Annotated in this window: 17 protein-coding genes; 7 read left to right on the plus strand and 10 right to left on the minus strand. The window is 65.5% G+C overall.

Features of this window, described 5'->3' with window-relative positions; all coding sequences use genetic code 11:
- Positions 1-66: 66 nt before the first annotated feature.
- Both ACPUD7_RS09090 and ACPUD7_RS09095 read right to left on the minus strand, forming a co-directional pair.
- On the minus strand, positions 67-1,032 hold the full coding sequence (locus ACPUD7_RS09090) for an inositol monophosphatase family protein (protein ID WP_135540690.1): 966 nt from the start codon (positions 1,030-1,032) through the stop codon (positions 67-69).
- Between the two features lie 550 nt (positions 1,033-1,582).
- Entirely contained in the window at positions 1,583-1,858 is a 276-nt protein-coding gene (locus ACPUD7_RS09095) for a hypothetical protein (RefSeq protein ID WP_425119714.1), read from the minus strand.
- 253 nt (positions 1,859-2,111) lie between these two features.
- On the opposite strand from ACPUD7_RS09095, the gene ACPUD7_RS09100 reads away from it, so the two are divergent.
- Entirely contained in the window at positions 2,112-5,117 is a 3,006-nt protein-coding gene (locus ACPUD7_RS09100) for an FAD-binding and (Fe-S)-binding domain-containing protein (RefSeq protein WP_425119731.1), read from the plus strand.
- 95 nt (positions 5,118-5,212) lie between these two features.
- Here the strand turns inward: ACPUD7_RS09100 and ACPUD7_RS09105 are convergent, their stop codons facing one another.
- From ACPUD7_RS09105 to aceA, 3 genes are all read right to left on the minus strand, one after another.
- Positions 5,213-5,602 carry a universal stress protein gene (locus tag ACPUD7_RS09105; RefSeq protein ID WP_135540688.1) on the minus strand — a complete coding sequence of 130 codons (390 nt, stop codon included), beginning with the start codon at positions 5,600-5,602 and terminating at the stop codon, positions 5,213-5,215.
- A 181-nt stretch (positions 5,603-5,783) separates the two neighbouring features.
- Positions 5,784-7,400, minus strand: a complete 1,617-nt coding sequence (aceB, locus tag ACPUD7_RS09110) for a malate synthase A (protein WP_135540686.1) — start codon at positions 7,398-7,400, stop codon at positions 5,784-5,786.
- 275 nt (positions 7,401-7,675) lie between these two features.
- Positions 7,676-8,986, minus strand: coding sequence for an isocitrate lyase (gene aceA, locus ACPUD7_RS09115; RefSeq protein WP_135540684.1), 1,311 nt, complete (start codon positions 8,984-8,986; stop codon positions 7,676-7,678).
- Between the two features lie 181 nt (positions 8,987-9,167).
- On the opposite strand from aceA, the gene ACPUD7_RS09120 reads away from it, so the two are divergent.
- Entirely contained in the window at positions 9,168-10,619 is a 1,452-nt protein-coding gene (locus ACPUD7_RS09120) for an XRE family transcriptional regulator (RefSeq protein WP_135540682.1), read from the plus strand.
- A 13-nt stretch (positions 10,620-10,632) separates the two neighbouring features.
- On the opposite strand, the gene ACPUD7_RS09125 is transcribed toward ACPUD7_RS09120, so the two are convergent.
- From ACPUD7_RS09125 to ACPUD7_RS09135, 3 genes are all read right to left on the minus strand, one after another.
- Complete coding sequence (locus tag ACPUD7_RS09125) at positions 10,633-11,898, minus strand: alpha/beta hydrolase (RefSeq protein ID WP_135540680.1); 1,266 nt, start codon at positions 11,896-11,898, stop codon at positions 10,633-10,635.
- Positions 11,808-12,815 (minus strand): ABC transporter substrate-binding protein, encoded by a 1,008-nt coding sequence (locus tag ACPUD7_RS09130; protein WP_425119715.1) that lies wholly within the window; start codon positions 12,813-12,815, stop codon positions 11,808-11,810. The genes ACPUD7_RS09125 and ACPUD7_RS09130 overlap by 91 nt, the downstream gene beginning before the upstream one ends.
- A gap of 129 nt (positions 12,816-12,944) precedes the next feature.
- Positions 12,945-14,465, minus strand: coding sequence for an FAD-dependent oxidoreductase (locus tag ACPUD7_RS09135; RefSeq protein ID WP_425119716.1), 1,521 nt, complete (start codon positions 14,463-14,465; stop codon positions 12,945-12,947).
- A gap of 37 nt (positions 14,466-14,502) precedes the next feature.
- Here ACPUD7_RS09135 and ACPUD7_RS09140 point away from each other — a divergent pair, with 37 nt between their 5' ends.
- The 3 genes from ACPUD7_RS09140 to ACPUD7_RS09150 all read left to right on the plus strand — a co-directional run bounded on the left by ACPUD7_RS09140 (position 14,503) and on the right by ACPUD7_RS09150 (position 18,049).
- Complete coding sequence (locus ACPUD7_RS09140) at positions 14,503-15,882, plus strand: DNA methyltransferase (protein WP_425119717.1); 1,380 nt, start codon at positions 14,503-14,505, stop codon at positions 15,880-15,882.
- 266 nt (positions 15,883-16,148) lie between these two features.
- Positions 16,149-16,445: an antibiotic biosynthesis monooxygenase family protein gene (locus ACPUD7_RS09145; RefSeq protein ID WP_135540676.1), complete on the plus strand. Its 297-nt coding sequence runs from the start codon at positions 16,149-16,151 to the stop codon at positions 16,443-16,445.
- A 149-nt stretch (positions 16,446-16,594) separates the two neighbouring features.
- Entirely contained in the window at positions 16,595-18,049 is a 1,455-nt protein-coding gene (locus tag ACPUD7_RS09150) for an APC family permease (protein ID WP_135540674.1), read from the plus strand.
- Between the two features lie 123 nt (positions 18,050-18,172).
- Here the strand turns inward: ACPUD7_RS09150 and ACPUD7_RS09155 are convergent, their stop codons facing one another.
- Complete coding sequence (locus tag ACPUD7_RS09155) at positions 18,173-19,477, minus strand: glycine cleavage T C-terminal barrel domain-containing protein (RefSeq protein ID WP_135540672.1); 1,305 nt, start codon at positions 19,475-19,477, stop codon at positions 18,173-18,175.
- Between the two features lie 143 nt (positions 19,478-19,620).
- Between ACPUD7_RS09155 and ACPUD7_RS09160 the strand changes: the two genes are divergently transcribed.
- The gene (locus ACPUD7_RS09160; RefSeq protein ID WP_135540670.1) at positions 19,621-20,481 is read left to right on the plus strand and encodes a methylenetetrahydrofolate reductase; all 861 of its coding nucleotides are present in this window, start codon (positions 19,621-19,623) and stop codon (positions 20,479-20,481) included.
- A 29-nt stretch (positions 20,482-20,510) separates the two neighbouring features.
- Here the strand turns inward: ACPUD7_RS09160 and ACPUD7_RS09165 are convergent, their stop codons facing one another.
- Complete coding sequence (locus ACPUD7_RS09165) at positions 20,511-21,260, minus strand: IclR family transcriptional regulator (protein WP_135540668.1); 750 nt, start codon at positions 21,258-21,260, stop codon at positions 20,511-20,513.
- A gap of 119 nt (positions 21,261-21,379) precedes the next feature.
- Between ACPUD7_RS09165 and ACPUD7_RS09170 the strand changes: the two genes are divergently transcribed.
- Positions 21,380-22,192 (plus strand): IclR family transcriptional regulator, encoded by an 813-nt coding sequence (locus ACPUD7_RS09170; RefSeq protein WP_425119718.1) that lies wholly within the window; start codon positions 21,380-21,382, stop codon positions 22,190-22,192.
- Positions 22,193-22,767 lie beyond the last annotated feature (575 nt).

Below are 22,767 nucleotides of genomic sequence, written 5' to 3' on the forward strand. Positions count from 1 at the left end.
TGATGAGCGGTTTGCGGCGCAGAGAGCCCAGCGCGGCTCGGCCGGCGCGGGCGGGGCGAGGTCGGTTCAGATGGCGGCGACGAGCCGATCGACCTCGGCCTGGGCGTCGGCTGCGGCGGTCGGACCGCCTGCTCCCCCGCGGCTGACCTTGAGTCCTGCCTCTTCGACGATGACCGCACCGCCGGCGTAGTCGTAGATGCCCAGGCCCCGTTCGGCGTAGCCGTTGACGCGGCCTTCGGCGACCATGCACAGGTCGATGGAGGCCGCGCCGCAGCGCCGGAGATCGTCGTAACCGCTCATAAGGTTCTCGAGTTTGGCCAGCTGTGGGCCGCGATTGTTCCCGGTGTAGGCGAACCCGGTGGCGAGCAGCCGTCCGGACAGCCCGCTCGGCGTACCCCGCAGCCGGCGGGCGGGAATATTCGCCGAGGCGGCCGTTCCGTAGTCGGCCAGTCGACCCTCGACCCGGTAGGCGCCGAGGCCCTCGGCCGCCAGCCAAGTGGCACCCAGCCCCGGTGAGGCAACGAGCCCGATGCGCCAGCCGCCGAGACCGAGACCGGGATCGGTGTCCGGCTTCTCGCAGACACCGACAGAGAAAGCATGGTGTTCGATGTTCCGGACATAATTCACGGTTCCGTCGATGGGGTCGACATGCCACTCCAGCGCCGGGCCGTCGTCGCTGAGGTCGGCGAGCAGCCGCGCCTCGGCATCGTAGGCATGGAGCCGGCGAAGGATATCGGCCGAGAAGAATTCGACCGGGTCGAGTGCGTCCGCCCCCTCCTCGCCGACCATGAGATCGTGGGGCCTGACCCGCGAGAGGTACCCGCGGACGAGTGCCTCGATCTGCGCATCGGCCTTGGTGACGAGGTCGTTCGGCGAGGTCTTCGTGTCGACGACCCGCGCATCGAGGCTCGCTCCGAGCAGTGACCTCCAGGCGAGCATCTGCTCCCAGGCCATGACAGACAGGTCGGACGCGATGCGAATGAGGGGAAGGTCGACGATCTCAGCGGGCAGTGATTCGGGCTCGGAGTTCATATCGCCACTCTAGACAAGACGCCTCTCACCACGCCTGCGGGTCCGGAGTCCGGTCGGCCGCACGCCGAACGCCCCGGACCCGCGGTGCAGCCGAACGCCCGCTATCGGGGCGTGAACAACCGGTCCGCCTGTAACAAGACTGCAATACTGCGGCGAGTATGTCGTTCTTGTATCTAAGCCGCTGATAGCCGCATCATGCCGTGGGAGCTCACCAATTGACCTGCCCACGAACCCGCCCGCAGCTGCCGGTGTCGGTCGCGGGGAACTTCAGTTTCGCATCGACAGATCGAGCGAATCAAAACATGATTATCCATATGGGCCGAACTGCCGGTTCCCGTCATTACACACCACCTGCCCCATTGTCAGCACAATGAAAATTCCTGTCGCCGAACGGCTCCGAGAATCGGCCATACAACGGTCAGGTACCGCCCATGCAATACACAAGGGCGGTGACCCCATCTCGCCGATGGATCACCGCCCCTGTTCGAGCGCGGGAAGAATGAAGGTCCGGGGAGTCGATGCTTCTTGCCTCGACCCCTTGATTCCGGGCTCAGACGGGGTCTGCGACCTCCGATTTCGGTTCGCTGCGCTTGACCGGTCCGTGCCGACGCACGATCTCCTGCACCGCCTGCGAGGAGGTGCCGGCCGCCTCGGCGATCGCCCCGAAAGTCGCGCCCTCTTCGCGCGCCCGAAGAATCGCCATCACATAGTCGGTGTTGATTTTCGATCGCTGCCGAGCGACCTTTCTGACCGCCCCGACTAATGCGGCCTGATCTACTGTCAATTCACGAGCTCGACGAGACATGGCTTCTTCCCTTGCATTCATGTAGTGGCCCCTTGCCACGAATTGGTGTAGTCCCATTAGATACCACGAATATGTCAATACACCAAGAATTCCCGGATATAGGAACTCAAACTCCACAAAGCCGTCGTTCTGAGCTTGTCTGATAACGAAACGATAACGGTTCCGGTGTTGCCCGATGACCCTGACGACCCTGCAGGTGTGGGCGGAGGATCTCGAGAGTGAAAGGGTCTCGATGTTCCGGCAACCCAAGTGGCACAATGCGAACATGACGACTATGGCCCATCCCACCGGAGCGAATCGGGCGACCGTCGACGAAGACGAGTCCACGACAACGCTTCCCGCCGCCCTCGCGACCGAGTTCCGCGCAGTCGGCATCCGCGACTTCAGCATCGACGACACGGACCGTGCCGCCTACTCCTCCGATGCCTCGCTCTTCAGGCTTGTGCCCGCCGCCATCGTCTTTCCCCACGACGAAGAGGAGGTGCGTGGCGTCCTCACGATCGCCCGCCGCCTCGGCGTGCCGATCACCAGCCGCGGAGCCGGCACCTCGATCGCCGGCAATGCCATCGGCCGCGGCATCGTCCTCGACTTCTCGCTCCATATGAATACCGTCCTCGACCTCGACCCCGACGCACAGTCGGCCTGGGTTGAAGCCGGCTGCATCCACGCCCACCTGCAGGAGAAGGCCAAACCGCACGGTCTGCGCTTCGGTCCCGATCCGTCGACGCACACCCGCTGCACCATCGGCGGAATGATCGGCAACAACGCCTGCGGCCCCCGCGCCCTGGGCTACGGACGCACCGGCGACAACATCCTCGCGCTCAAGGTCATGCTCATCGACGGCACCGTCGTCACCCTCGACGACGCGGACGCCTCCGCGACCTTCCCGCGTCTGCACGAACTCGTCGCCGAGAACCTCGGCACCATCCGCACGAACTTCGGCACCTTCTCCAGACAGGTCTCCGGCTACGGGCTCGAGTCGCTCCTCCCGGAGAACGGCTTCGACCTCCGCCGTGCCTTCGCCGGCACGGAAGGCACCTGGGGTGTCGTCCTCGCCGCGAAGATGCGCCTGGTCAAAGACCCGAGCTTCACCTCAGCTGTGGTGCTCGGCTACGAGGACATGGTCGCGGCCGCCCATGATGCGCCGCTGCTCAAGGACTTCCCCGTAGCCGCGTGCGAAGGTCTCGACTCACGCATGCTCAACCGAGTCATCGACACCAAAGGCGCCGAGGCGGTCCCCACGCTGCCCGAGGGCGCGGGCTGGCTCGTCGTCGAACTCACCGGTGAGGACGAAGCCGAAATCGAGCAGGAGACCCAGCGCCTCATCGCCGAATCGCAGGCCCTGGACTCCTCGGTCCTCGACGCCGCGGCCGCCGCCGCGGTGTGGGCGATCCGCGCCGACGGCGCCGGTCTGGTCTCGCGCACCCCCGATGGTCGCGACGCCCACGCCGGGTGGGAGGATTCAGCGGTCCCGGTCGACCACCTCGGCGATTATCTGCGCGATCTCATGGCTCTGCTCGACGAACACGGCCTCTGGGGGATCCCCTACGGTCACTTCGGTGACGGCTGCCTGCACATGCGGGTCGACTTCCCGCTCGAGCACCCGACCGGACCGCAGGTGATGCGCGACTTCATGGTCGCGGCGACGAAGCTCGTCGCCCGCTACGGCGGTTCGGTCTCCGGTGAGCACGGTGACGGTCGGGCACGTTCGGAGCTGCTGAGCCTCATGTACACACCGGCGGCGATCGATCTGTTCGCCCAGGTCAAGAAGCTCTTCGATCCGCAGCATCTGCTCAACCCCGGTGTCATCGTCGACCCGGATGCGCTCAATGAGTCGCTCCGACTGACGCAGCTGCCGTTGCGGCAGGAGCTTCCGGGACAGTTGGCGATGGCCTATGAGGGTGAGTCCGCGGGCTTCGCCTCGGCGGTGCATCGGTGCACCGGCGTCGGCAAATGCCGCGCGGATTCGGCGGCCGCCGGCGACATCATGTGCCCGTCCTACCAGGCCACACGCGATGAACGGCATTCGACCCGGGGACGCGCTCGGGTGTTGCAGGAGATGGTCTCGGGCGATCTGCTCGAACCGAAATGGGACTCGCCTGAGGTGCACGAAGCTCTTGACCTGTGCCTGTCGTGCAAGGCCTGCGGGACCGAGTGCCCCACCGGAACGGACATGTCCACGTATAAGGCCGAGGTCCTCTACCAGTCCTACAAGGGCAAGCTGCGGCCGATGAAGCATTATTCGCTCGGGTTCCTCCCGCAGCTCGCGCGCCTGGTCACACCGGTGGCACCGGTGCTCAATCGGGTGTCGGGCCTGCCGGGACTGTCGACCGTGGCGAAACGGATCTCCGGCATCGATGTGCGCCGGTCGATTCCGCAGTTCGCGGCCACGACGTTCCGCAGATGGTGGACATCCACCGCCGAGGCGGGGCCGCGTTCGGGCGCGGACGCCGCGCCCAGCGCGAAGGCCCAGACATCGGGGGCCAAGTCATCGGGTGCGCAGACATCGGGTGCGCAGTCGGACGAGTTGCGGTTGGTGCCGCGGCCGAGCGCCGAGGTGATCCTGTTCGCTGATTCCTGGTCGAACCATTTCGCTCCGCGCATCCTCGCCGCGGCCGTGGCCGTGCTCGAGCACGCCGGCGTCACAGTGCGGGTGATCGATCAGACGGTGTGCTGCGGCCTGCCGCTCATCTCGACCGGGCAGCTCGATGCGGCAAAGGCGAATCTCGCGGAGACGATCACCGCCCTCGACGCCACCGGTGATGTCCCGATCGTCGGCGTCGAACCCTCCTGTCTGGCCACGCTCAAGGACGATTCGGCCAAGCTGCTCGCCGATGACGCCTCGCGTCGGGTGGCTGCGCGCGTGCAGACCCTTGCCGAGTATCTGCTGAGCATCGGTGCCGAACTGCCGGATCTGTCCGGGGTCGACGCACTCGTTCAGCCGCACTGCCATCAGTCGGCGATCTTCGGCACCGCTGCCGACAGAGAGCTGATGGCCCGGACCGGCGCCAGCACCGAGTTCATCGGCGGCTGCTGTGGCCTGGCCGGGAACTTCGGCGTCGAGGAAGGGCATTACGAGACCTCGGTCGCCGTCGCCGAGGTGGCCCTGTTGCCGGCGCTGCGAAAGCGCGGCAAGGCGGGGACGGACGACTCACGGCTGGAAGTGGTGCTCGCCGACGGGTATTCGTGCCGGACTCAGATCACGGATCTCAGCGACGCCGAAGGCGTGTCATTGGCCGAGCTGATCGCCTGGGGGTGGGGGCTGGAACCGCGCCGGTAGCGCGGACGAAGCGCCGCCTCGGCGAGAGCGGATCTGCACCTCGGCGACGCGGATGGTCGATTCGACGCTTACGGCGCCGCCTCGGCGAAGTGCGCTCAAGCCTTCGCGGTGAGGACCGGGACCTCGGCTTCGAGGAGGATGCGCTGCGCTTGGGAGCCGAGGATGAACTTGCCGATGGCCGAGCGCTTGCGCAGTCCGATGACGATGAGCTGCGCTTCGTGTTCGACGGCGAGGTCGTTGAGCGTGCCCGGCAGATCGTCTTCGTGATCAGGCTGGAGCACCTCGACGTCGATATCGGATTCCCTGCCGAGGTCGACGATCCGTTTGATCTCGTCCTCACCGATCTCCGTCGGCGTCCCGCTGGCACCTCGTCGCTGCGAGTTGATCACGACGGCAGTGCTCGACCGCAGCTTGGCTTCCGCGAAACCCGCACGCAGAGCAGCCTCACCCTCGGGAGCAGGTAGGTAGCCAATGAGAATCGTCATGGCCCCCAGTATATGGACTCTCCGATGATTCGTTCACTTCGGGACCATCGCAAGGTCAGATTCATCGTCACTGACGCCCTCACTTGAGTGCTCACGCCCCCACTCGCCCCTCCCAGAACTACGTGACGGCGGCCCAGCAACCTTGCGCAAGGTTGCTGGGCCGCCGTCGGGTAGTAATTGGTCAGGCTACGGAGGCCTCGGTCGCGGCCTTCTTCGACACCCGGTCGACCAGGTGCTCGGTGTAGGCCGGCATCGTGAGGAACTCCGCGAAGGGCTCGTCGAGGGCCGTCGTGCGGAAGATCTCCACTGCCTCGTCGAGGTGATCATCGGGACGACGATCCATCGCCGCCAGCTCCTCGCCGAGGTAGCGCTCAGCCAGGTGACGGGTCAGCTTCTGCCCATTGTCGAGAGTCACCTCATGGTGGATCCACTGCCAGATCTGCGAGCGGCAGATCTCCGCGGTCGAGACATCCTCGAGCTGGTTCTCCAGCGCCACGTGACCGTTGCCGCCGAGCCATTCGTTCATGTACCCGATGGCCACACGGATGTTCACCCGCACGCCCTCTTCGGTCACGATCGGCTCGAGACCGGTGACGTCGAGGATGTTCTCACTGGTCACCTGCACATCGGGACGCATGTTCTCCAGCTGGTGCGGCTTCGAGCCCAGAGCCGCGTCGAACACGGCCAGAGCGGCCGGCACGAGCGCCGGGTCGGCGACCCAGGTGCCGTCGAAGCCCTGCCAGGCCTCACGAGCTTTGTCCTCACGCATGCGTTCGAACTCGGCAGCGACGAACGCTTCGTCCGGATGGTCGGCCATGAGGTTCGACATCGTGCCGATGGCGTGCGCACCACGACGGTGGCAGGTCGCCACCAGACGATCGGTGAACGCCTTCATCAGCGGCAGGTCCATCGTCAGGCGCTCCCGGTCGGGCAGCACGTAGTCGGTGGCGTTGCGCAGGTTCTTCACCACGGAGAACAGGTAGTCCCAGCCGGCAGCCTCGAGACCGGCGCAGTGCTCGCGCAGTTCGAAGAGGATCTCTTCCATCTGGAACACCGCGGTGATCGTTTCGATGTGAGCGGTGGCGCGGATGGTGCCCTGCTCGATGCCGAGCATGTTCTGCGCACGGACGAAGATCTTGTTCCACAGACGTGCTTCCTGCGAGGACTCGAGCTTCGGCAGGTAGAAGTACGGGCCGGAGCCGGCGTCGATGAGGTGGCGGGCGTTGTGGAAGAAGTACAGACCGAAGTCGACCAGTGCACCGGAGGCGGCGAATTCGCTGCCGCTGTCGTCGACGTAGAGCAGGTGCTTCTCCGGCAGGTGCCAGCCGCGGGGACGCAGCCCGATCGTCGGCTGCTGGTTCGGGTTCTTCACTCCGGGCAGCTGGGCGCGGATGGCGCGGTAGAGATTGAGCTGACCGCCGATGATGTTGGCCCAGGTGGGGCTCGTGGCGTCTTCGAGGTCGGCCAGCCACACCTTCGCCTGCGAGTTCAGCGCGGCCACGACTTCGGTCTCGGTGACCGGGCCGGTGAGTTCGACGCGGCGATCTTCGAGTCCGGGAGCTCCTGCCGAGCCGGCGACGGTCCAGGACCGGTCGGCGCGGATGCGGGCGGTCTCCGGCTTGAAGCGCGGGAGGGTTCCGCCGTTCATCTCGGCCTGGCGATTGCGGCGTGCCCGCAGCAGATCGGCGATGGTGCCGGCGAACTCGTCGTGGAGTGTGGCGATGAACGTCAGAGCGGGCTCCGAGAGGACGGTGCCGAAGCCGGTTTCGAGCGGCGCGTTGATCTTGATGTAAGACATGGGCTTCTCCTCACCCGTCGTAGTGTGCTGCCGGAGTGTCAGTGCTGCCGGAAGGTGTCATTGCAGTGGAAGTGATGCGGTGCTTGTGTGGTGCTGTGGGGGTTCGTGCCGTGTAGTAAGTGGTCGCTGCCATCGGTGGGTGTGACGGCGCGGACCGACAATGCAAACCCCGTGAAAACATTGCCGATCCGCGCCGGGTTCCAAGCGGCCAATGGCCGGTGCCGCACCCGGGCCGCGAAGCCCGGGCGGGCGGGGCTCCGAAGAGCCGGTCGGACTCAGCTGAACTGAGCGGTCTCGGTCGAACCGGCCAGAGCCGTCGTCGAGGACTCCGGGTTGAGCGCGGTCGAGACCAGGTCGAAGTAGCCGGTGCCGACCTCGCGCTGGTGGCGGGTTGCGGTGTAGCCGCGATCCTCGGCGGCGAACTCGCGCTCCTGCAGCTCGACGTAGGCCTTCATCTGCTCGCGGGCGTAGCCGTGGGCCAGATCGAACATCGAGTAGTTCAGGGCGTGGAAGCCGGCCAGGGTGATGAACTGGAACTTGTAGCCCATGGCTCCGAGCTCGCGCTGGAACTTCGCGATGGTCGCATCGTCGAGGTGCTTCTTCCAGTTGAACGACGGCGAGCAGTTGTAGGCCAGCATCTGGTCCGGGTACTCCGCGTGGATCGCATCCGCGAATTCCTTCGCGGCGGCGAGGTCCGGGGTGGAGGTCTCCATCCACAGCAGATCCGCGTAGGGAGCGTAGGACAGACCGCGGGCGATGCCTGCTTCGATGCCGTTGCGGATCTTGTAGAAGCCCTCGGAGGTGCGCTCACCGGTGACGAACTGCTGATCGCGCTCGTCGATGTCCGAGGTCATGAGCGTGGCCGCCTCGGCGTCGGTGCGGGCGATGACGAGGCTGGGCACGTTCTCCACGTCGGCAGCCAGACGCGCCGCGTTCAGCGTGCGGATGTGCTGCGAGGTCGGAACGAGGACCTTGCCGCCGAGGTGGCCGCACTTCTTCTCAGAACCGAGCTGATCCTCGAAGTGCACACCGGCCGCGCCGGCATTGATCATCGAACGCATGAGCTCGTAGACGTTGATCGAACCGCCGAAGCCTGCTTCCGCGTCGGCGACGATCGGAGCGAACCAGTCATCGACCTGCTTGTTGCCTTCCGAGGTCTCGATCTGGTCGGCACGCATGAGCGCATTGTTGATGCGGCGAACCACCTGCGGAACCGAGTTGGCCGGGTAGATCGACTGATCCGGGTAGGTCTGGCCGGCTGCGTTCGCGTCGGCGGCGACCTGCCAACCGGAGAGGTAGATGGCGTTGAGACCGGCCTTGACCTGTTCGACGGCCTGGTTGCCTGTCAGCGCACCGAGTGCGTTGACGTATTCGCCGGACTTGATGTCGCTTGAGCTGATCTGCTTCCACAGGCGCTCGGCACCGTGACGGGCCAGCGTGTGCTCCTCGATCAGAGACCCGCGCAGTTTGACGACGTCCTCGGGCTCGTAGTCGCGAGCGATTCCCGACCAGCGGGCGTTGGTCGCCCAGTCGCGGCGGATCGCCTCAGCATCATGCAAGCTGTTCTGCGTGGTGTTCTCAGTCATTGTCCTTCACTTTCCCTTTCGTTCGGGGTTGTTGATGTATCCAGTCTGCGGGGGCCGCAAGGGTTCAGGTAGGGGATTTTCGGATGAATAAGTGCGAAATTTCCGGTTTCAGAAATTTCCTCGTTCTGTCATACTGATTTTCACGCATGTGAACCAGCGCACAGAAACGATTGGAGCCGCCTTGGTCAGCATTAGAGCGGAAGTCGAAGACGAGGAACAGCAGACCGATCCCTTGAGCATCGGCAGAAGAATACGGTTTTTTCGAAAACAACGCGGGCTGACACTGAATGAGCTGGGACAGGAAGTCGGGCGTGCAGCCTCGCAGATCTCGACGATCGAGAACGGTAAGCGAGAAGCTTCTGTCACGCTCCTCGCCGCCATCGCCAAGGCCCTGAAGACCGATGTCGCCGACCTCATCGATCCCGCCCCGATCGACGACCGGCAGGCTCTCGAACTCGAAGCCGAACGCAATCAGGCCTCGCCGATGTACTCCTCCCTGGGACTTCCGCAGGTGAGGATCAAATCGCTGCCGGCGGATGCGCTCGAGGCGATCGTCGGTCTGCAGCGTCAGCTCGGCGAGGTCCTCGAACGTCGCGCGGCCACCCCCGAAGAAGCGCGGCGGGCGAACCGTGAGCTGCGCGATCGGATGAAGGAGAAGAACAACTACTTCGCCGAGCTCGAGGCCACCGCCGCCGAGTTGCTCGACCTCGTCGGCTACGAATCGGGCACGGTCTCGCAGCGGCAGACGGCGCTCATCGCCGAGAAGCTCGGATTCAGCCTCCACTACGTCTCGGATCTGCCCGAGTCGACCCGGTCGATCTCGGACACCGCGAACAAACGGCTCTACCTGCCCAACTCCGATGCCGCTTTCGACCCGCGTTCCCACCTGCTCATGAGTCTGGCCCCGCACGTGCTCGGCTATGACTCCCCGAAGGACTTCCATGAGTTCCTCCAGCAGCGGGTGGAGGCGAACTATCTGGCTGCCGCAATCCTCCTGCCCGAGTCTGCGGCCGTGCCGATCCTCGAAGAGGAGAAGAAGAAGCGGGTGCTCTCGGTCGAGCACCTGCGCGATATGTTCGGCGTCGGCTACGAGATGGCCGCCCACCGGTTCACGAACCTCGCCACCGAACACCTCGGCCTGCCCGTCCACTTCATGAAGGTGCACAACTCGGGCACGATCCACAAGGCGTACTCGAACGACGGCCTGCCCTTCCCCACCGATCCGCTCGGCGCGATCGAGGGTCAGTTCGCGTGCAAACGCTTCACCTCACGCACGGTCTTCCGCGTCGCCGACCGCTTCAGCCCCTACTACCAGTACACCGACACTCCGCACGGTTCGTATTGGTGCACTGCCCGCGTTCTGCCCGGCGGTGATTTCGCGATCAGCGTCGGCGTCCCGTTCGCCCACGTCCGGTGGTTCGAAGGCCGCGAATCATCGATCCGCTCGAAGTCCGAATGCCCGGACCCTTCCTGCTGCCGGCAGGCACCGGCAGACCTCGCGGAGAAATGGGAGGATCAGGCGCTTCCGTCAGCGCGCATGCACGCCTCGCTGCTGGCCGCTGTCCCGCCCGGTGCGGTGCCCGGCGTCGACGACACCGAGGTCTACGAGTTCCTCGAACGGCACTCCGACTGAACGCGGCCGCGGCTCACAGTGTGCTCATATCCCGGGTTTCGGCGAGCAGCTCGGCGAGGTGGCCGGGGAGGAGCTCTCTCCACCACAGGTACTCGTGGCCTCCGGAGAACGTGTCGCATCGTGGGCTGAGCCCGCGACGGGTGAACTCAGCTCTCGCCTCGGTGACGGAACGGGCGATCTCCGATTCCAAGGCGCCGTGGTGGATGAGGAATTCGGGACTGGTTCCTGTCCGGAAGTGCTCCCAGATTCGCTTCTCTTCCGAATCAGAGGCCCAGAACGAGGGTGAGAGGCTGATCGCGCGGCACGCCTCCGGATGCCTCAGGGCGAAGTAGGTCGCGGCCAGTCCGCCGTAGGAGGCCCCGGCCACGATCGTCCGATCGCGGGCATTCGGCGCCAGCGAAGCGACGAGGGTGAGGACGTCGTCGCAGAATCTCGGGTTCATCACCAGGTCAGAGGCCCGCAAGGCGAACGCCTCACCCCGGTCGGCCCCGCTGTCCGCTGCGGTGTCGATCGGTGCGTGATCGACCGCGATGACGAGCGAGGGCGGGCCGACGAGTTCGTCGATCGTGGTGAGCAGACCGCCGTCGACGAAGGCCTTCCCGTCGAAGACGACGAGCACCGGCGCCGAGGCGGATGCCCGCTTCGGCTGGTACGTGAGAACCCGCCTGGCGGTGCCGTCGAGCACTTCGATCCGTTCGCCGAGGTGGGGCGGCCTCCCGTCGCCGCCCGAAGTTCCGTCGGCCGCCTCGGCGTCAGGGGCCGCTTCCGCAGTCCAGATGAGGGGTTTGGCATCGGGTGCGGAGACCTCGAAGACGGGGCGTCCGAACAGGTCTGCAACCGTGCGCAGCCCGGTGCCGGCCGGGAGGAACGCATTCCCGTAGGCTGCCAGCCATGTGTCCCGGTCCGCGATCTCGATGCCGCGGGGCACGGGCATGAAGGTGAGACTGCCCCGGAATCCGCGGGGGACGCGGAGGTCGACGATGTGGGCCGGACCGCTGTCCGTCTGCTCGAACGCCATGACTCCTTCGGGCACACGCCGACGGTCGGTGATGCCGTTGAGAGCAGCGAACAGGTCCTGATCGGACCTCAGAGACGGGGCGTTCGCCTCGGCGATGTCCGCGCCTGCGGGCAGGCTCAGGCGCAGCGACCAGTCATCGCCGTGATCGGTCCAGGAGCACAGTCTGCCCATCATCGCTTCGTCGACTTCTCGAGCTTCGCGGCGATCGGCTCCGCGAGCTCCGGCAGAGCAAGGGCCGAGACCGAGCGCAGTCCGCGCCATTCCTCATCGGTCGGCTGATAGAAGCGACCATCCTCGACCGCGGGCAGAGCGGAGAAGACGGAGAGCTCCTCGTATTTCTCGCGCAGCCCGGCGTCGGGGAAATAGCCGACGATGACATCCGAATCGAGCACGTCGAGCTTCTCAAGGGAGAGAGTGTCAGGCACCTTCCCTGCAGTCATCTCATCGGCCACCGGGTCGAGTTCGAGCCCGAGTTCGCTGAAGAAGCGGACGGTCGCGGAGTCCCGGTCGGGCAGCACTCCGACCTCCTCGGGGCTGCGGAAGAGCGCCACGAGGAAGGACTTGCCCTCGAGTGCGGCGTGTGACTCCGCGGCCTGGTCGATCGCTGACTGCGCGGCTTCGATCGACGTCTCGCCGTGTTCCTGCTGATCGATGACTTTCGAGACCCGCTCCGTCTGGGATTTCCAGCTGTCGGCCGCGCCCTCCTCGGCGGTGGTCAGTGTCGGCGCGATGTCAGTGAGCTGGTCATAGGTGTCCTGGCTGAGGATGCTGCCCGTGGCCAGAATCATGTCGGGTTCCCAGGAGGCGATGTCTTCGAACGGGATCGTGTCTTCGGTCGTCCATTCGAAGAGTTCGGGCGTCTCTCCACCGAGCCCGTCGATGGCGTCCTGGGCCCACGGCATCACGGGTTCGACGGGAGCCTCGGCCATCGCCACGGGCACGACGCCGGAGGCCAGCGCCGCATCGGCGTCGGAGACCGACAGTGCCACGACCCGCTCGGCCTTGGTGATCTGGACGGCTCCGAAGGCATCTTCGACACGTCCGGCGGATGCTGATTCGCCGTCAGTCGTTCCGCTTCCCGTGCAACCGCTCAAAGCGATCAGGAGTCCTGCGGACGAGACGAGCAGTCGGCGCCTCACTGCCGTTGCGGTCGAGGGGGACGGGCTGTTCGGCGTCATGTGCACGGTCTCTCCGATGTCAGGTTTGGATAGCCTAAGCTAAATTAGCATACGGGTCGGAGATGGCCCAGCACAGCCTGCGCAGACCTCCGCGCTCAGTGCTCGTCTGCTCCCAGCAGACCCTGACGCTCAGCGCCCGCGTGCCCCCGCTGCTTCACCGACGATCCGTTCGGCGATGGCCAGCGCCGAGGTGGCTCCCCAGCGTGGGACTGCCCTGACCGCGGTCAGCCGCCCGCGAGTGGCGATGATGAGTTCATCGAGCAGCTCGCCATCGGAGTTCATCGCCTGCGCCCGGACGCCGCGCGGCCCGGTTTCGACGGAGTCCCCGTCGATCGTCGGCACGTACTTCTCGACGCTGTCGATGAATGCCTTCCGACTGACTGTCGTCTTCGCCCCGTGCGCGGCGGTGCGCGCGGTCTGGGCAGCGAACTTCCAGAAGCCGGTGAACTTCGCGGTCGACCCCATATCGCCGAGGTCGAAGCCGCGCCTGTCGTACTTCTCCCGACCGAGTGAGACGAAGGTGTTGGGCCCGAGCATCAGCGAGCCGTTGACCCCTCTGACCATCCCGGTCTCGGCGAAGGGCGCATCCGGATCGGGAACGGAGCCGATGATGCCGCGCACCGCCTCGGCGGAGGCCGCCGGGATCTCGTAATAGTCGCTGGTGAAGGGCACGATACGCGGATCGGCCTCCAATCCTGCGGCTGCGGCCAGGCGGTCGGCCTGCAGTCCGGCGCAGACGAAGACGAGGTCGAAGGTGCCGATCGTCGTCTCGGGCATCTCGCGGCGCGCCCTCTTGCCCGATCCGGTCGAATCGTCTCCGGAGCCTCGAGTGCCGTCGCCTGCTCCCCCGCCGGGTCCGTCCTGGTCAGCCGGGCCCCGATGGTCCTCACCGCGTCCGCCACCGGACCAGGAGCTCGAGAACTTCTCCGTCCAGTCGTGCAGGGTGCCCTCGACCTGCCGGAACCAGTCTTGGCCTCCGAACCGGCTGCGCAGCTCCTCGCCGAAGTCGACGACCGGTCGCGTATCCTCATTGCCGTAGTAGGTCCGCGGTGCCTCGTCCACCTGCTCATCGGCAGCCGTCGCCCGCCCTCTGATCCGCACCTCATTGCTCATGATGTCGAATCCGGTGACCTCGGTGGCGAAGCGGAATGTGCCGCCGGCGGCGCTGACGTCGGAGGCGAGCGCCCCGGTGAGGGCACCGAAGTCGGTGACTGCCGCGTGCGGCGAGTACAGTCCGAGCACGCCCCTGGCCTCGGGTTCGACCTCGCTCATCTCCTTGCGCTCGAGCAGCCGCACTCCGGGGATGCCGTTGTCCTTCGCGCGAGCGAAGATCTCTTCGAGCCGATCGGCCTCGTCGGTGTTCTGGGCGACCATGAGCTGCCCGCACTCGCGGTAGGGGATGCCGCGTTCGGACACGAATGGGACCAGCAGCTCGACGCCTCGGCGCGCGAGTTCGGCCTCGGCCGATCCGGGAATCCGGTCGAGCCCCGAGTCGACGATTCCCGTGGTGTGGCCACTCTGATGTGCGGCGACGTCATCCGCCTTGTCGATGACAGTGAGTTCGGCGTCGGGGAACCGCGCTGCGATCTCCCTCGCCGTGGCGACGCCGAGGATGCCGGCGCCGACGACGGCCACTCGTGAAATACTCATACAGCAATCTTGTCACCGTTCGAGACGAAGGAGAAGGATGACGACCGTCCTGGATTGGCCCGGCAAGCACGCGGCTTTCACCCTCGGCCGTCGCCTCGTCTCCGAGGGCACCAGCAGGAGCCTCGGTGAGGGTTCGTCGGCCGAGGGCACACGACGACCCGGCGCCCGCCTCGGCGCCGGTGATCGCGGTGCGCAGCTGCGCGACGGTGACGGCACCCCTCGGACCCCGGATCTGCGTGAGAACCTCCTTCTCGTCGGCGACAATCTGCCGGCCCTCACCGCCCTGCTCGCCACGCATCGGGGGCAGGTCAAGGTCATCTACATCGACCCGCCGTACAACACGGGCAATGCGCACACGTACAAGGACCACGGGCACGACCATGCCAGCTGGCTGTCCTTCATGGCGCCGAGGCTGCTGCTGGCTCGCGAGCTGCTGCGCGAAGACGGAGTGCTCTTCCTCCACCTCGACGATGTCGAAAGCGCGTGGGCGCAGCTGCTCGGGCACGAGATCTTCGGCGAGGACAATGCGCTGGGCACGCTCATCCATCAGCGCGCCAAGGGCGGGGGCAATGCTCCGTCATTCGTGCGCGGGCACGACTACATCCACGTGTGGGGGCGCGATGCGAGCCGGGTCGGGCCCTTCCTCACGGAGAAGAAGTCACCTGCGAAGCTCGAGATGATCGACGGCCGGCGCATGCTCGTCGAGACCGATGTGCTGCGGGCAGGATTCGGCCGCTACGCCCGAGGGTCGGAGCGGCGGCTGATGTACGAGGACATCCTCGAGGTCAAGGGTGCGAAGAAGCTCGCCGAGGTGGACGCGAAGCTGGCATCGGGCGAGTACATCCTGCGGCCGTGGGGGAAAGCGGGCAAGCACGCGGTGGTGCGAGTGACTCCGGCCGAGAAGGCGAGCTCGAAGATGTATTCGATCATCAAGGCGCTCGGCGGGCAGAACGACCTGGAGCCTCTGGGCCTCGGCGGGGTGTTCAGCTATCCGAAGCCGGTGGAGCTGGTCAAGGCACTGGTCGCCTCGCAGACCTTCTTCGATCCTGAGGCGATCGTTCTCGATTTCTTCGCCGGGTCCGGCACGACGGCCCAGGCGGTGATGGCCGCGAACGAACGGGATTCCGGGTCGCGGTCGTTCGTGCTCGTGCAGACGCCGGAGCCTCTGCGGTCGAAGAACGCCCGCGCCGTGGTGGCTGCGGGTGAGGCCGCTTCTGCTGCTGAGGTTGCTTATGCGGGTGAGACTGGTACTGCGAGCAGGGCTGCTTCTGCGGGCGGCCGGGCGACTTCCGACAGCGGCGACAAGGCCGACCGCGCCTTCCCGACGATCAGCGAACTCACTGCCGAACGGATCCGGCGCGCAGCCGAGATCCACTCTCCCGGCCTGCAGTTCACTCAGCTCGAGGTCGTCGAATAGGACTGGCCGTGGCGTTTCGGTCGACCCGTGATGGATTCCGAGCGGACCTGCGCAGCTGCCCTCTGCGCACCGACGGTCCGCGTTTCGGCACCGTTTCTGAGACAGCCCGTGCGAACTGCCGGACTGCTCAGCCGGGACTCGGGTCGACGTCGTAGGGTCGAAGTGAGTTCGATGCTCATCCGAAGCGTCTCGTCCATCGCAGCCTTCGAGCACCCGGGCTCGCCGACAAATGACGTCTCTGCAGACACTGCTGAAAAGGAGCAACCATGTCAGTCGTCGCCATCAACGCACTCACCGTCCCCGAACCGGCCCGCGCCGAACTCGAGAAGCGCTTCGCCGACCGCAAGCACTCCGTCGATGAGGCCCCGGGCTTCGAAGGCTTCAAACTGCTGCGTCCGGTCGCCGGCGGCGACAAGTACTTCGTCTACACCCAGTGGGCGACCCGTGAGGACTTCGAGAACTGGAGGGCCAACCGTTCCCCGGCCCACGAATCCATCGGGAAGAAGCCGGTCTCCGAGCAGGCCGACCTCCTCGAGTTCGAAGTCGTCGACCTCGGCGACTGATGAGCATCCGCCTCGGGGCAGAGACCACGTCTGCCCCGAGGCGACCGGTGCGCTTTCGTCCACTGAGACAGTGTGAAGTTCACTGACCGGAAACGCTCAGAATCCTGCTACTGTGCATCTCAGTAATGACGGACTGCGAGAGGCATGCCATGAGTCAGACCCACACTGAAACGGACGACAGAGGCCACGGGTTCGTCCGAGCGCTCGGCACGGTCGACGCCCTCTTCATCGGCTTCGGCGCGATGATCGGATTCGGCTGGGTCGTCCTCACCGGGGAATGGCTCAACGGCGCCGGCACCCTCGGCGCGATCCTCGCCTTCATCGTCGGCGGCATCATCATGTGCTTCGTCGGCACGGTGTACTCCGAGATGGTGGCCGCCATGCCGCACGCCGGAGGTGAGCACAACTACCTCATCCGAGCGATGGGCCCTCGCGTGTCCCTCTTCGGCTCCTGGGCGATCACCGGCGGCTACATCAGCGTCGTCATGTTCGAGGCGGTGTCGGTGCCGAAGACCGCCCTCTACCTGTTCCCGAACCTCGAACAGATCAAACTCTGGAACGTGGCCGGCTTCGACGTCTACCTCACGTGGGCTCTGGTCGGCACGATCACCGCGATCGTCATCGCCTGGATCAACATCCGCGGCGTCAAGGTCGCCTCTCTCGTGCAGACCTTCGTCGTGTGGTTCCTCATCATCGTCGGCCTCATGCTTCTCACCGGAGGCTTCGTCGGCGGCAAGATCGAGAACACCGAACCGTTCTTCACCGGAGGCGGCGCCGGCTTCATCGGCGTCATGGCCGTTGTTCCGTTCCTCTTCGTCGGCTTCGATGTCATCCCGCAGTCCGCCGAGGAGGTCAAACTCCCACCGGCCAAGATCGGCAAGCTCGTGGTGCTGTCGGTCGTCATGGCCATCGCCTTCTACGTGATCATCATCGGGACGACGTCGATGGCGATGCCCGCCGCTCAGCTCGGCACGCACGACCTGGTCACCGCCGATGCACTCTCCGTCATGTTCGGCTCGGCCATCTGGGGCAAGATCGTCATCGCGGGTGGCCTGGCCGGAATCATCACCTCCTGGAACGCCTTCCTCATGGGCTCCTCGCGACTCATGTGGGCGATGGCCGCCGCGGGTATGATCCCGAAGTGGTTCGGCAAGCTCCACCCGAAGTACCGCACCCCGTCGAATGCGATCATCTTCATCGGTCTCCTCTCCGCCATCGCCCCGTTCTTCGGCACCGCGGCGCTCGGCTGGATCGTCGACGCCGGTTCACCCGCCATCGTCATCGCCTACTTCCTCGTCAGCATCGGCTTCCTCGTCCTGCGCAAGCGCGAGCCGAACATGGAACGTCCGCTGCGCATCGGCGGAGCGCGCAACGGCGGATTGGTCATCGGAGTCATCTCCTCCGTGCTCACCTTCATCCTGTTCATCCTCTACATCCCGATCACCCCGGTCTCCGCACAGCTGGAATGGCAGTCGTGGGTCGGTTTCGCCGTCTGGCTCCTCGTCGGCATCTGGTTCATGTTCCGGCTGCCCACCGGCATCAAGGCCGGCCCGAACGCGGAGAACGAACTCCTCGCGAAGGTCAAGGCCCTGCGCGGGAAGTGAGTCGCGGAGTCGCCGTCTGCCAGTGGTGCTGGGCGGCAGCGATGAAGGGGCTGCAGGCATGCGAACGCGGCCGCCGGCTGTGCGCAACGGCGACCGCGTTCGGTCTCGAGAGCGAGAGTCGCCTCAGACGGCGGCGTCGAGGCCGCGCATCTTCAGACGCTCACGCTGGTTGGGGTTGACGCTCGGGCGGAAGGGCATCTCGACCACCTCGGCGCGAACCGGAACCCCCGGGGTGTCTGCGAACGGCTCCGGCAGATGCACCCAGTATTCGGTGCCGAGCGCGGACGCCTCGACGGGCACATGCGCCATCGCGATGTTCGCCTCGAGCTCCGGTGAGTACCACGGTGAGGTCACGTAGCCGACGGCCTCACCCTCGGCACTGGCACTGACGTGCCAGAAGTCGGGCGCATAGTCCGTGATCGGCTTCCCACCGACCAGCAGACCCACCAGCTGCGTGCGATACGGCGGAGTTCCGGCTTCGATGAGCCGACGCACCTCCTCGAGGCGGGTCTTGCCGATGTAGCCGGCCTCCTTCTTCCGCGGCACCTGGTAGGACAGGTTGACCTGGAACGGCAGGGTCTCGAAGTCCATGTCCTGGCCCCACGACAGAATGCCGGCGGCGATCCTGCGGTGGTGGCTGGGCGCAACGACCTTGAGGTTGTAGGGTTCACCGGCGTCGAGCACGGCGTTCCACATGTCCTCGGCGTATTTCGTCGCGTCCTTGAGGTAGATCTCGTAGCCCTTCTCCCCGGTGAACCCGGTCTGGGAGATGATGACGTCGTGGCCGCCGACCTGGGCCTCCATGAGGCCGTAGCTCGGCAGGTTCCGTCCTTCCTCGCCGACGAGATCGGCGATGACGTCGACGGACTTCGGACCCTGGACCTGCACCGGCGCGACGTCGATCTCCTGGATCGTGACATCGAAGCGGTGGCCGACGTTGACCCCCTGCAGCCAGAGCATGAGATCGGTGTCGGAGAGGCTGAACCAGAATTCGTCGATCGCGACCCGCAGCAGGATCGGATCGTTGAGGATGCCGCCTGCCTCATTGCACAGGATGACGTAGCGGGCACGCATCACGGGGATCTTCGTCGCATCACGGGTGATGACGAAGTTGACGAACGCCTCGGCGTCGGGACCCTTGACCTGGATCTGCCGTTCGACGGCCACGTTCCACAAGGTCACATCGTTGACGAGGGACTGGTACTCGGCCATCATCCCGCCCTCTTCGCGGGGAATGTAGCCACGTGGGTGGTACATCCGGTTGTAGATCGATGCCCGCCAGCATCCTTGCTGCATGGACAGTTCCCAGTACGGGGACTTGCGGACGCGGGTGTCGATGAGCATCTCGACCGGGGTCGGGCCGGATTGACGTAGGTTGATCGGGACTTGTCTGTCGCTTTGGTCCACTGTGGGGACGTTGTTGTCCATGGTGTTCCCCCTGCTCGCACAGTTTTATATTATGGAACTCAATTCCCATATCATGGGTATAATGAGTGTAGGATCGAAGACACCGGGACGCAAGGGACTCGGAATCCGAGTTTCATGAATCGACCTCCGCGAAGGAGACGAAGATGTCACAGGAAACGCTGCGCACACTTCTCAGCACCGCTCGCTACGAGATACTGCCCACGGCGGGAATCGTCGAACGCGTCGGCGAGTACGTCGCGCCCGGCCGCGAGATCACGGTCACCGCATCGACGGGGCTGACCCTCGAAGCGACCCTGTCGACGGCCGAGCAGCTCCAGGCCCTCGGCTTTCGCGCCGTCCCCCATATCGCCGCACGGATGATCCAGGGCCGATCCGAGCTCACCGAGATCGTCGATCGACTCGCCGAGGCGGGGGTCGACCGGATCTTCGTCCCCGCCGGTGACGCCACTCCCCCGGCCGGCGGGTACGTCGGAGCGCACGACCTCCTCGTCGACCTCTCTAGCATGGCCGCCCCGTTCCAGCACATCGGCGTCAGCGCCTACCCGGAATCGCATCCGGTCATCGCCGATGACGTGACCATCCAGGCGATGTGGGACAAGCGCGACTACGCCACGCACCTCGTGTCGAATCTGTGCTTCGACCCGGCGGTCGTCGCATCATGGGTGGCCAGAGTGAGGGCGCGCGGCATCGAGCTGCCGCTCATGCTCGGCATCGCCGGCAAAGTCGAGCTGACGAAGCTCGCTCGGGTGGCGACGAAGATCGGGGTGGGCGAGTCCACGCGGTTCCTGCGGAAGAACACCGCGACCTTCACACGGATGGCCAAGCCCGGCGGCTACAACCCGCGGAAGTTCCTCGACAAGCTCGCTCCGGTTCTCGATGACCCGGCCATGGGCGTGGCGGGTCTGCACATCTACACGTTCAATCAGATCAAGGACACGGAGATCTGGCGGCGCAAGCAGCTCGCGCCCCTCGGAGGGGCAGAGGAATTCACCAGCCTGCAGTAGATGCGGGTCGGATCGGCTGCGCCGCCCTCTTAATGGTGGGTGACCTTGCGCTTGAGGCTGCGGGACAGCAGTCCCGCCTCGTCGGCGAGCAGAGCGCCGAGGCGGTCATGGTGCTCGGCGATGCGCATCGTCGGCCCCGAGATCCCCACGGCCGCGACGACGTCGCCGTCGACACCGAACACGGGTGCCGCCAGGGCGTCGAGGCCGATCTCGAACTCCTCGTGCACGATCGCGTATCCGCGCTCGCGCACCTCGGCGAGGTCATCGGTGAGCTCTTTGCGCGAACCCAAGGTCCGTTCGGTGCGACGCTCGAGCCGACCGGTCGGCAGCGGAATGATGTCGAAGGCGTACATGACCTTCCCCAGTGCTGAGCAGTGCGGCGGGACATCGACATCGGCCCAGTTCGTCGCACCGAGGACGAAGGTCGAATCGACCTGGGCGATCTGCACGACCCCGTCTGCGCTCGGCACGGCCAGGTTGACCGTCTCGCCGGTCTCCTCACTGAGGCGCTGCAGGGTCGGATCGGCGGCGGAGACGAGGTTCTCCACACGATCGAAACGCGAGGCATAGGTGGCGAAGAGGGAGCCGCCGCGATAGAGGCCGTCACCGTCACGCTCGACCAGACCATTGCGCTCGAGCGCGGAAAGCAGACGGGAGACCGTCGAACGGGCCAGCTCCGTGGCCCCCACCACCTCGGTGTAGGAGATCGGTTCGTCCGCCTTCACCACCAGCGACAGGATCTCTGCCGCCCGGTCGATCGACTGGGTCCCATTGGTCATCGTGCTCAACTCCGTCGGGGAAAGTAGGCCGGCGGGCTCTCGTCCTGCCGACCGCACTCACCCTACCCCACGCCCGCAGGAGTCTGTTCGGGTTGTGCCACGTGCGTTACAGTTTCGAAATGAGCAACAGCGCATCTCGCCGGGACCCCGCACCCGAGCCCACTCCCACCTCGGCGCCGGGCTCCGTCCAGTCCGTCGATCGGGCGGTGACGATCCTCGAGATCATCGCCCGCACCGGGCTGGCAGGAGTCACCGAGATCGCCAAGGAACTCGGCGTCCACAAGTCGACGGCCTCACGCATCGTCTCCACCCTCGAGGCCCGGGGACTGGTCGAGCAGGATCAGCTGCGCGGCAAGTACCGACTCGGCCTGGGCATCCTGCGGCTGGCCGGTGCCACGACCGCGCGCCTCGACATCGTCCAGGAGGCCAGACCGATCACGAAGATGCTCGCCGAGGAGACCGGGGAGACGATCAACATCGCGGTCCTCTCCGACGGCGCCGCCCTCTATCTCGATCAGGCCTCAGGCACGTCCTCGGTGCAGAGCCACAACTGGGTCGGCCAGCGCATTCCCCTGCACGCGACCTCGAACGGCAAGGTCCTGCTCTCGGGCCTGAGCGAAGCCGGCATCCGCTCCGTCCTCGGCACCCGGCTCCAGTCCTACACACCTCAGACCGTGACCTCGCTGCCCCGGTTGATGACAGAGATCGCCGAGGTGGTCGAGAGGGGGTCCTCGGTCGTCATCGATGAGCTCGAGGTCGGGCTCACCGCAGTCTCCGCTCCCGTGCGCAATGCGCATGGCGATGTCATCGCTTCCATTTCGGCTTCGGGGCCGAGCTTCCGCTTCACCGACAAGGAGGTCGAATCGGCCAGGACGATGCTGGTCAGGGCCGCCGCCGACATCTCCTCGCGGCTGGGCTGGCGCGAGCACTGAGCCTGTCGGAAGAAAACCCTTGATGACCAGCTGCGTGCTCTTCGTCGGCGCACACCCGGGCCGCGGCTTGCTGACCCGATCGCCTGCAAAGCGACCTAGCCGCTTCATGCCCCGCTGCTTCAAATCAACCCTTTGCCACCGCCCGAGCCCGCCACCGGCCACAGTGCCGTTAATCTACCGCTTGGCGGGCAAAGATACATGAGGCAAGCGGGGAGTCACTCCAATCGATCAACCTGAGTCTCCCCGAAACAATCGCCCAGGAGATCTCGCCGCTGATGGAGACCTGATGAGCCACAAGAAGAGCCGGCAATCGCGATGTCAGAAATTCGAGTCGCCCAGCAGCGAAGCAAACCCGAGCTGTGAGTCGACCTCCTGAGATCGTAAACCGCCTCGGCAACATTTTCACGACACATGTGAGACATACAAATCAAGTGTCCAGCAAAAGATTCTCTATAGTAGATGACACCAACCCCAGGGAGGGGTTCATGAATTCCTGACGAACCCTTTGGAGCTATAAAACCGCGGATCAGGAGGAACCTAATATACTGCCAATCAGAACGATTTCTAGAATGAAC

The organism is Brevibacterium sp. FAM 24630, from assembly GCF_049804075.1.
GTDB lineage: Bacteria > Actinomycetota > Actinomycetes > Actinomycetales > Brevibacteriaceae > Brevibacterium.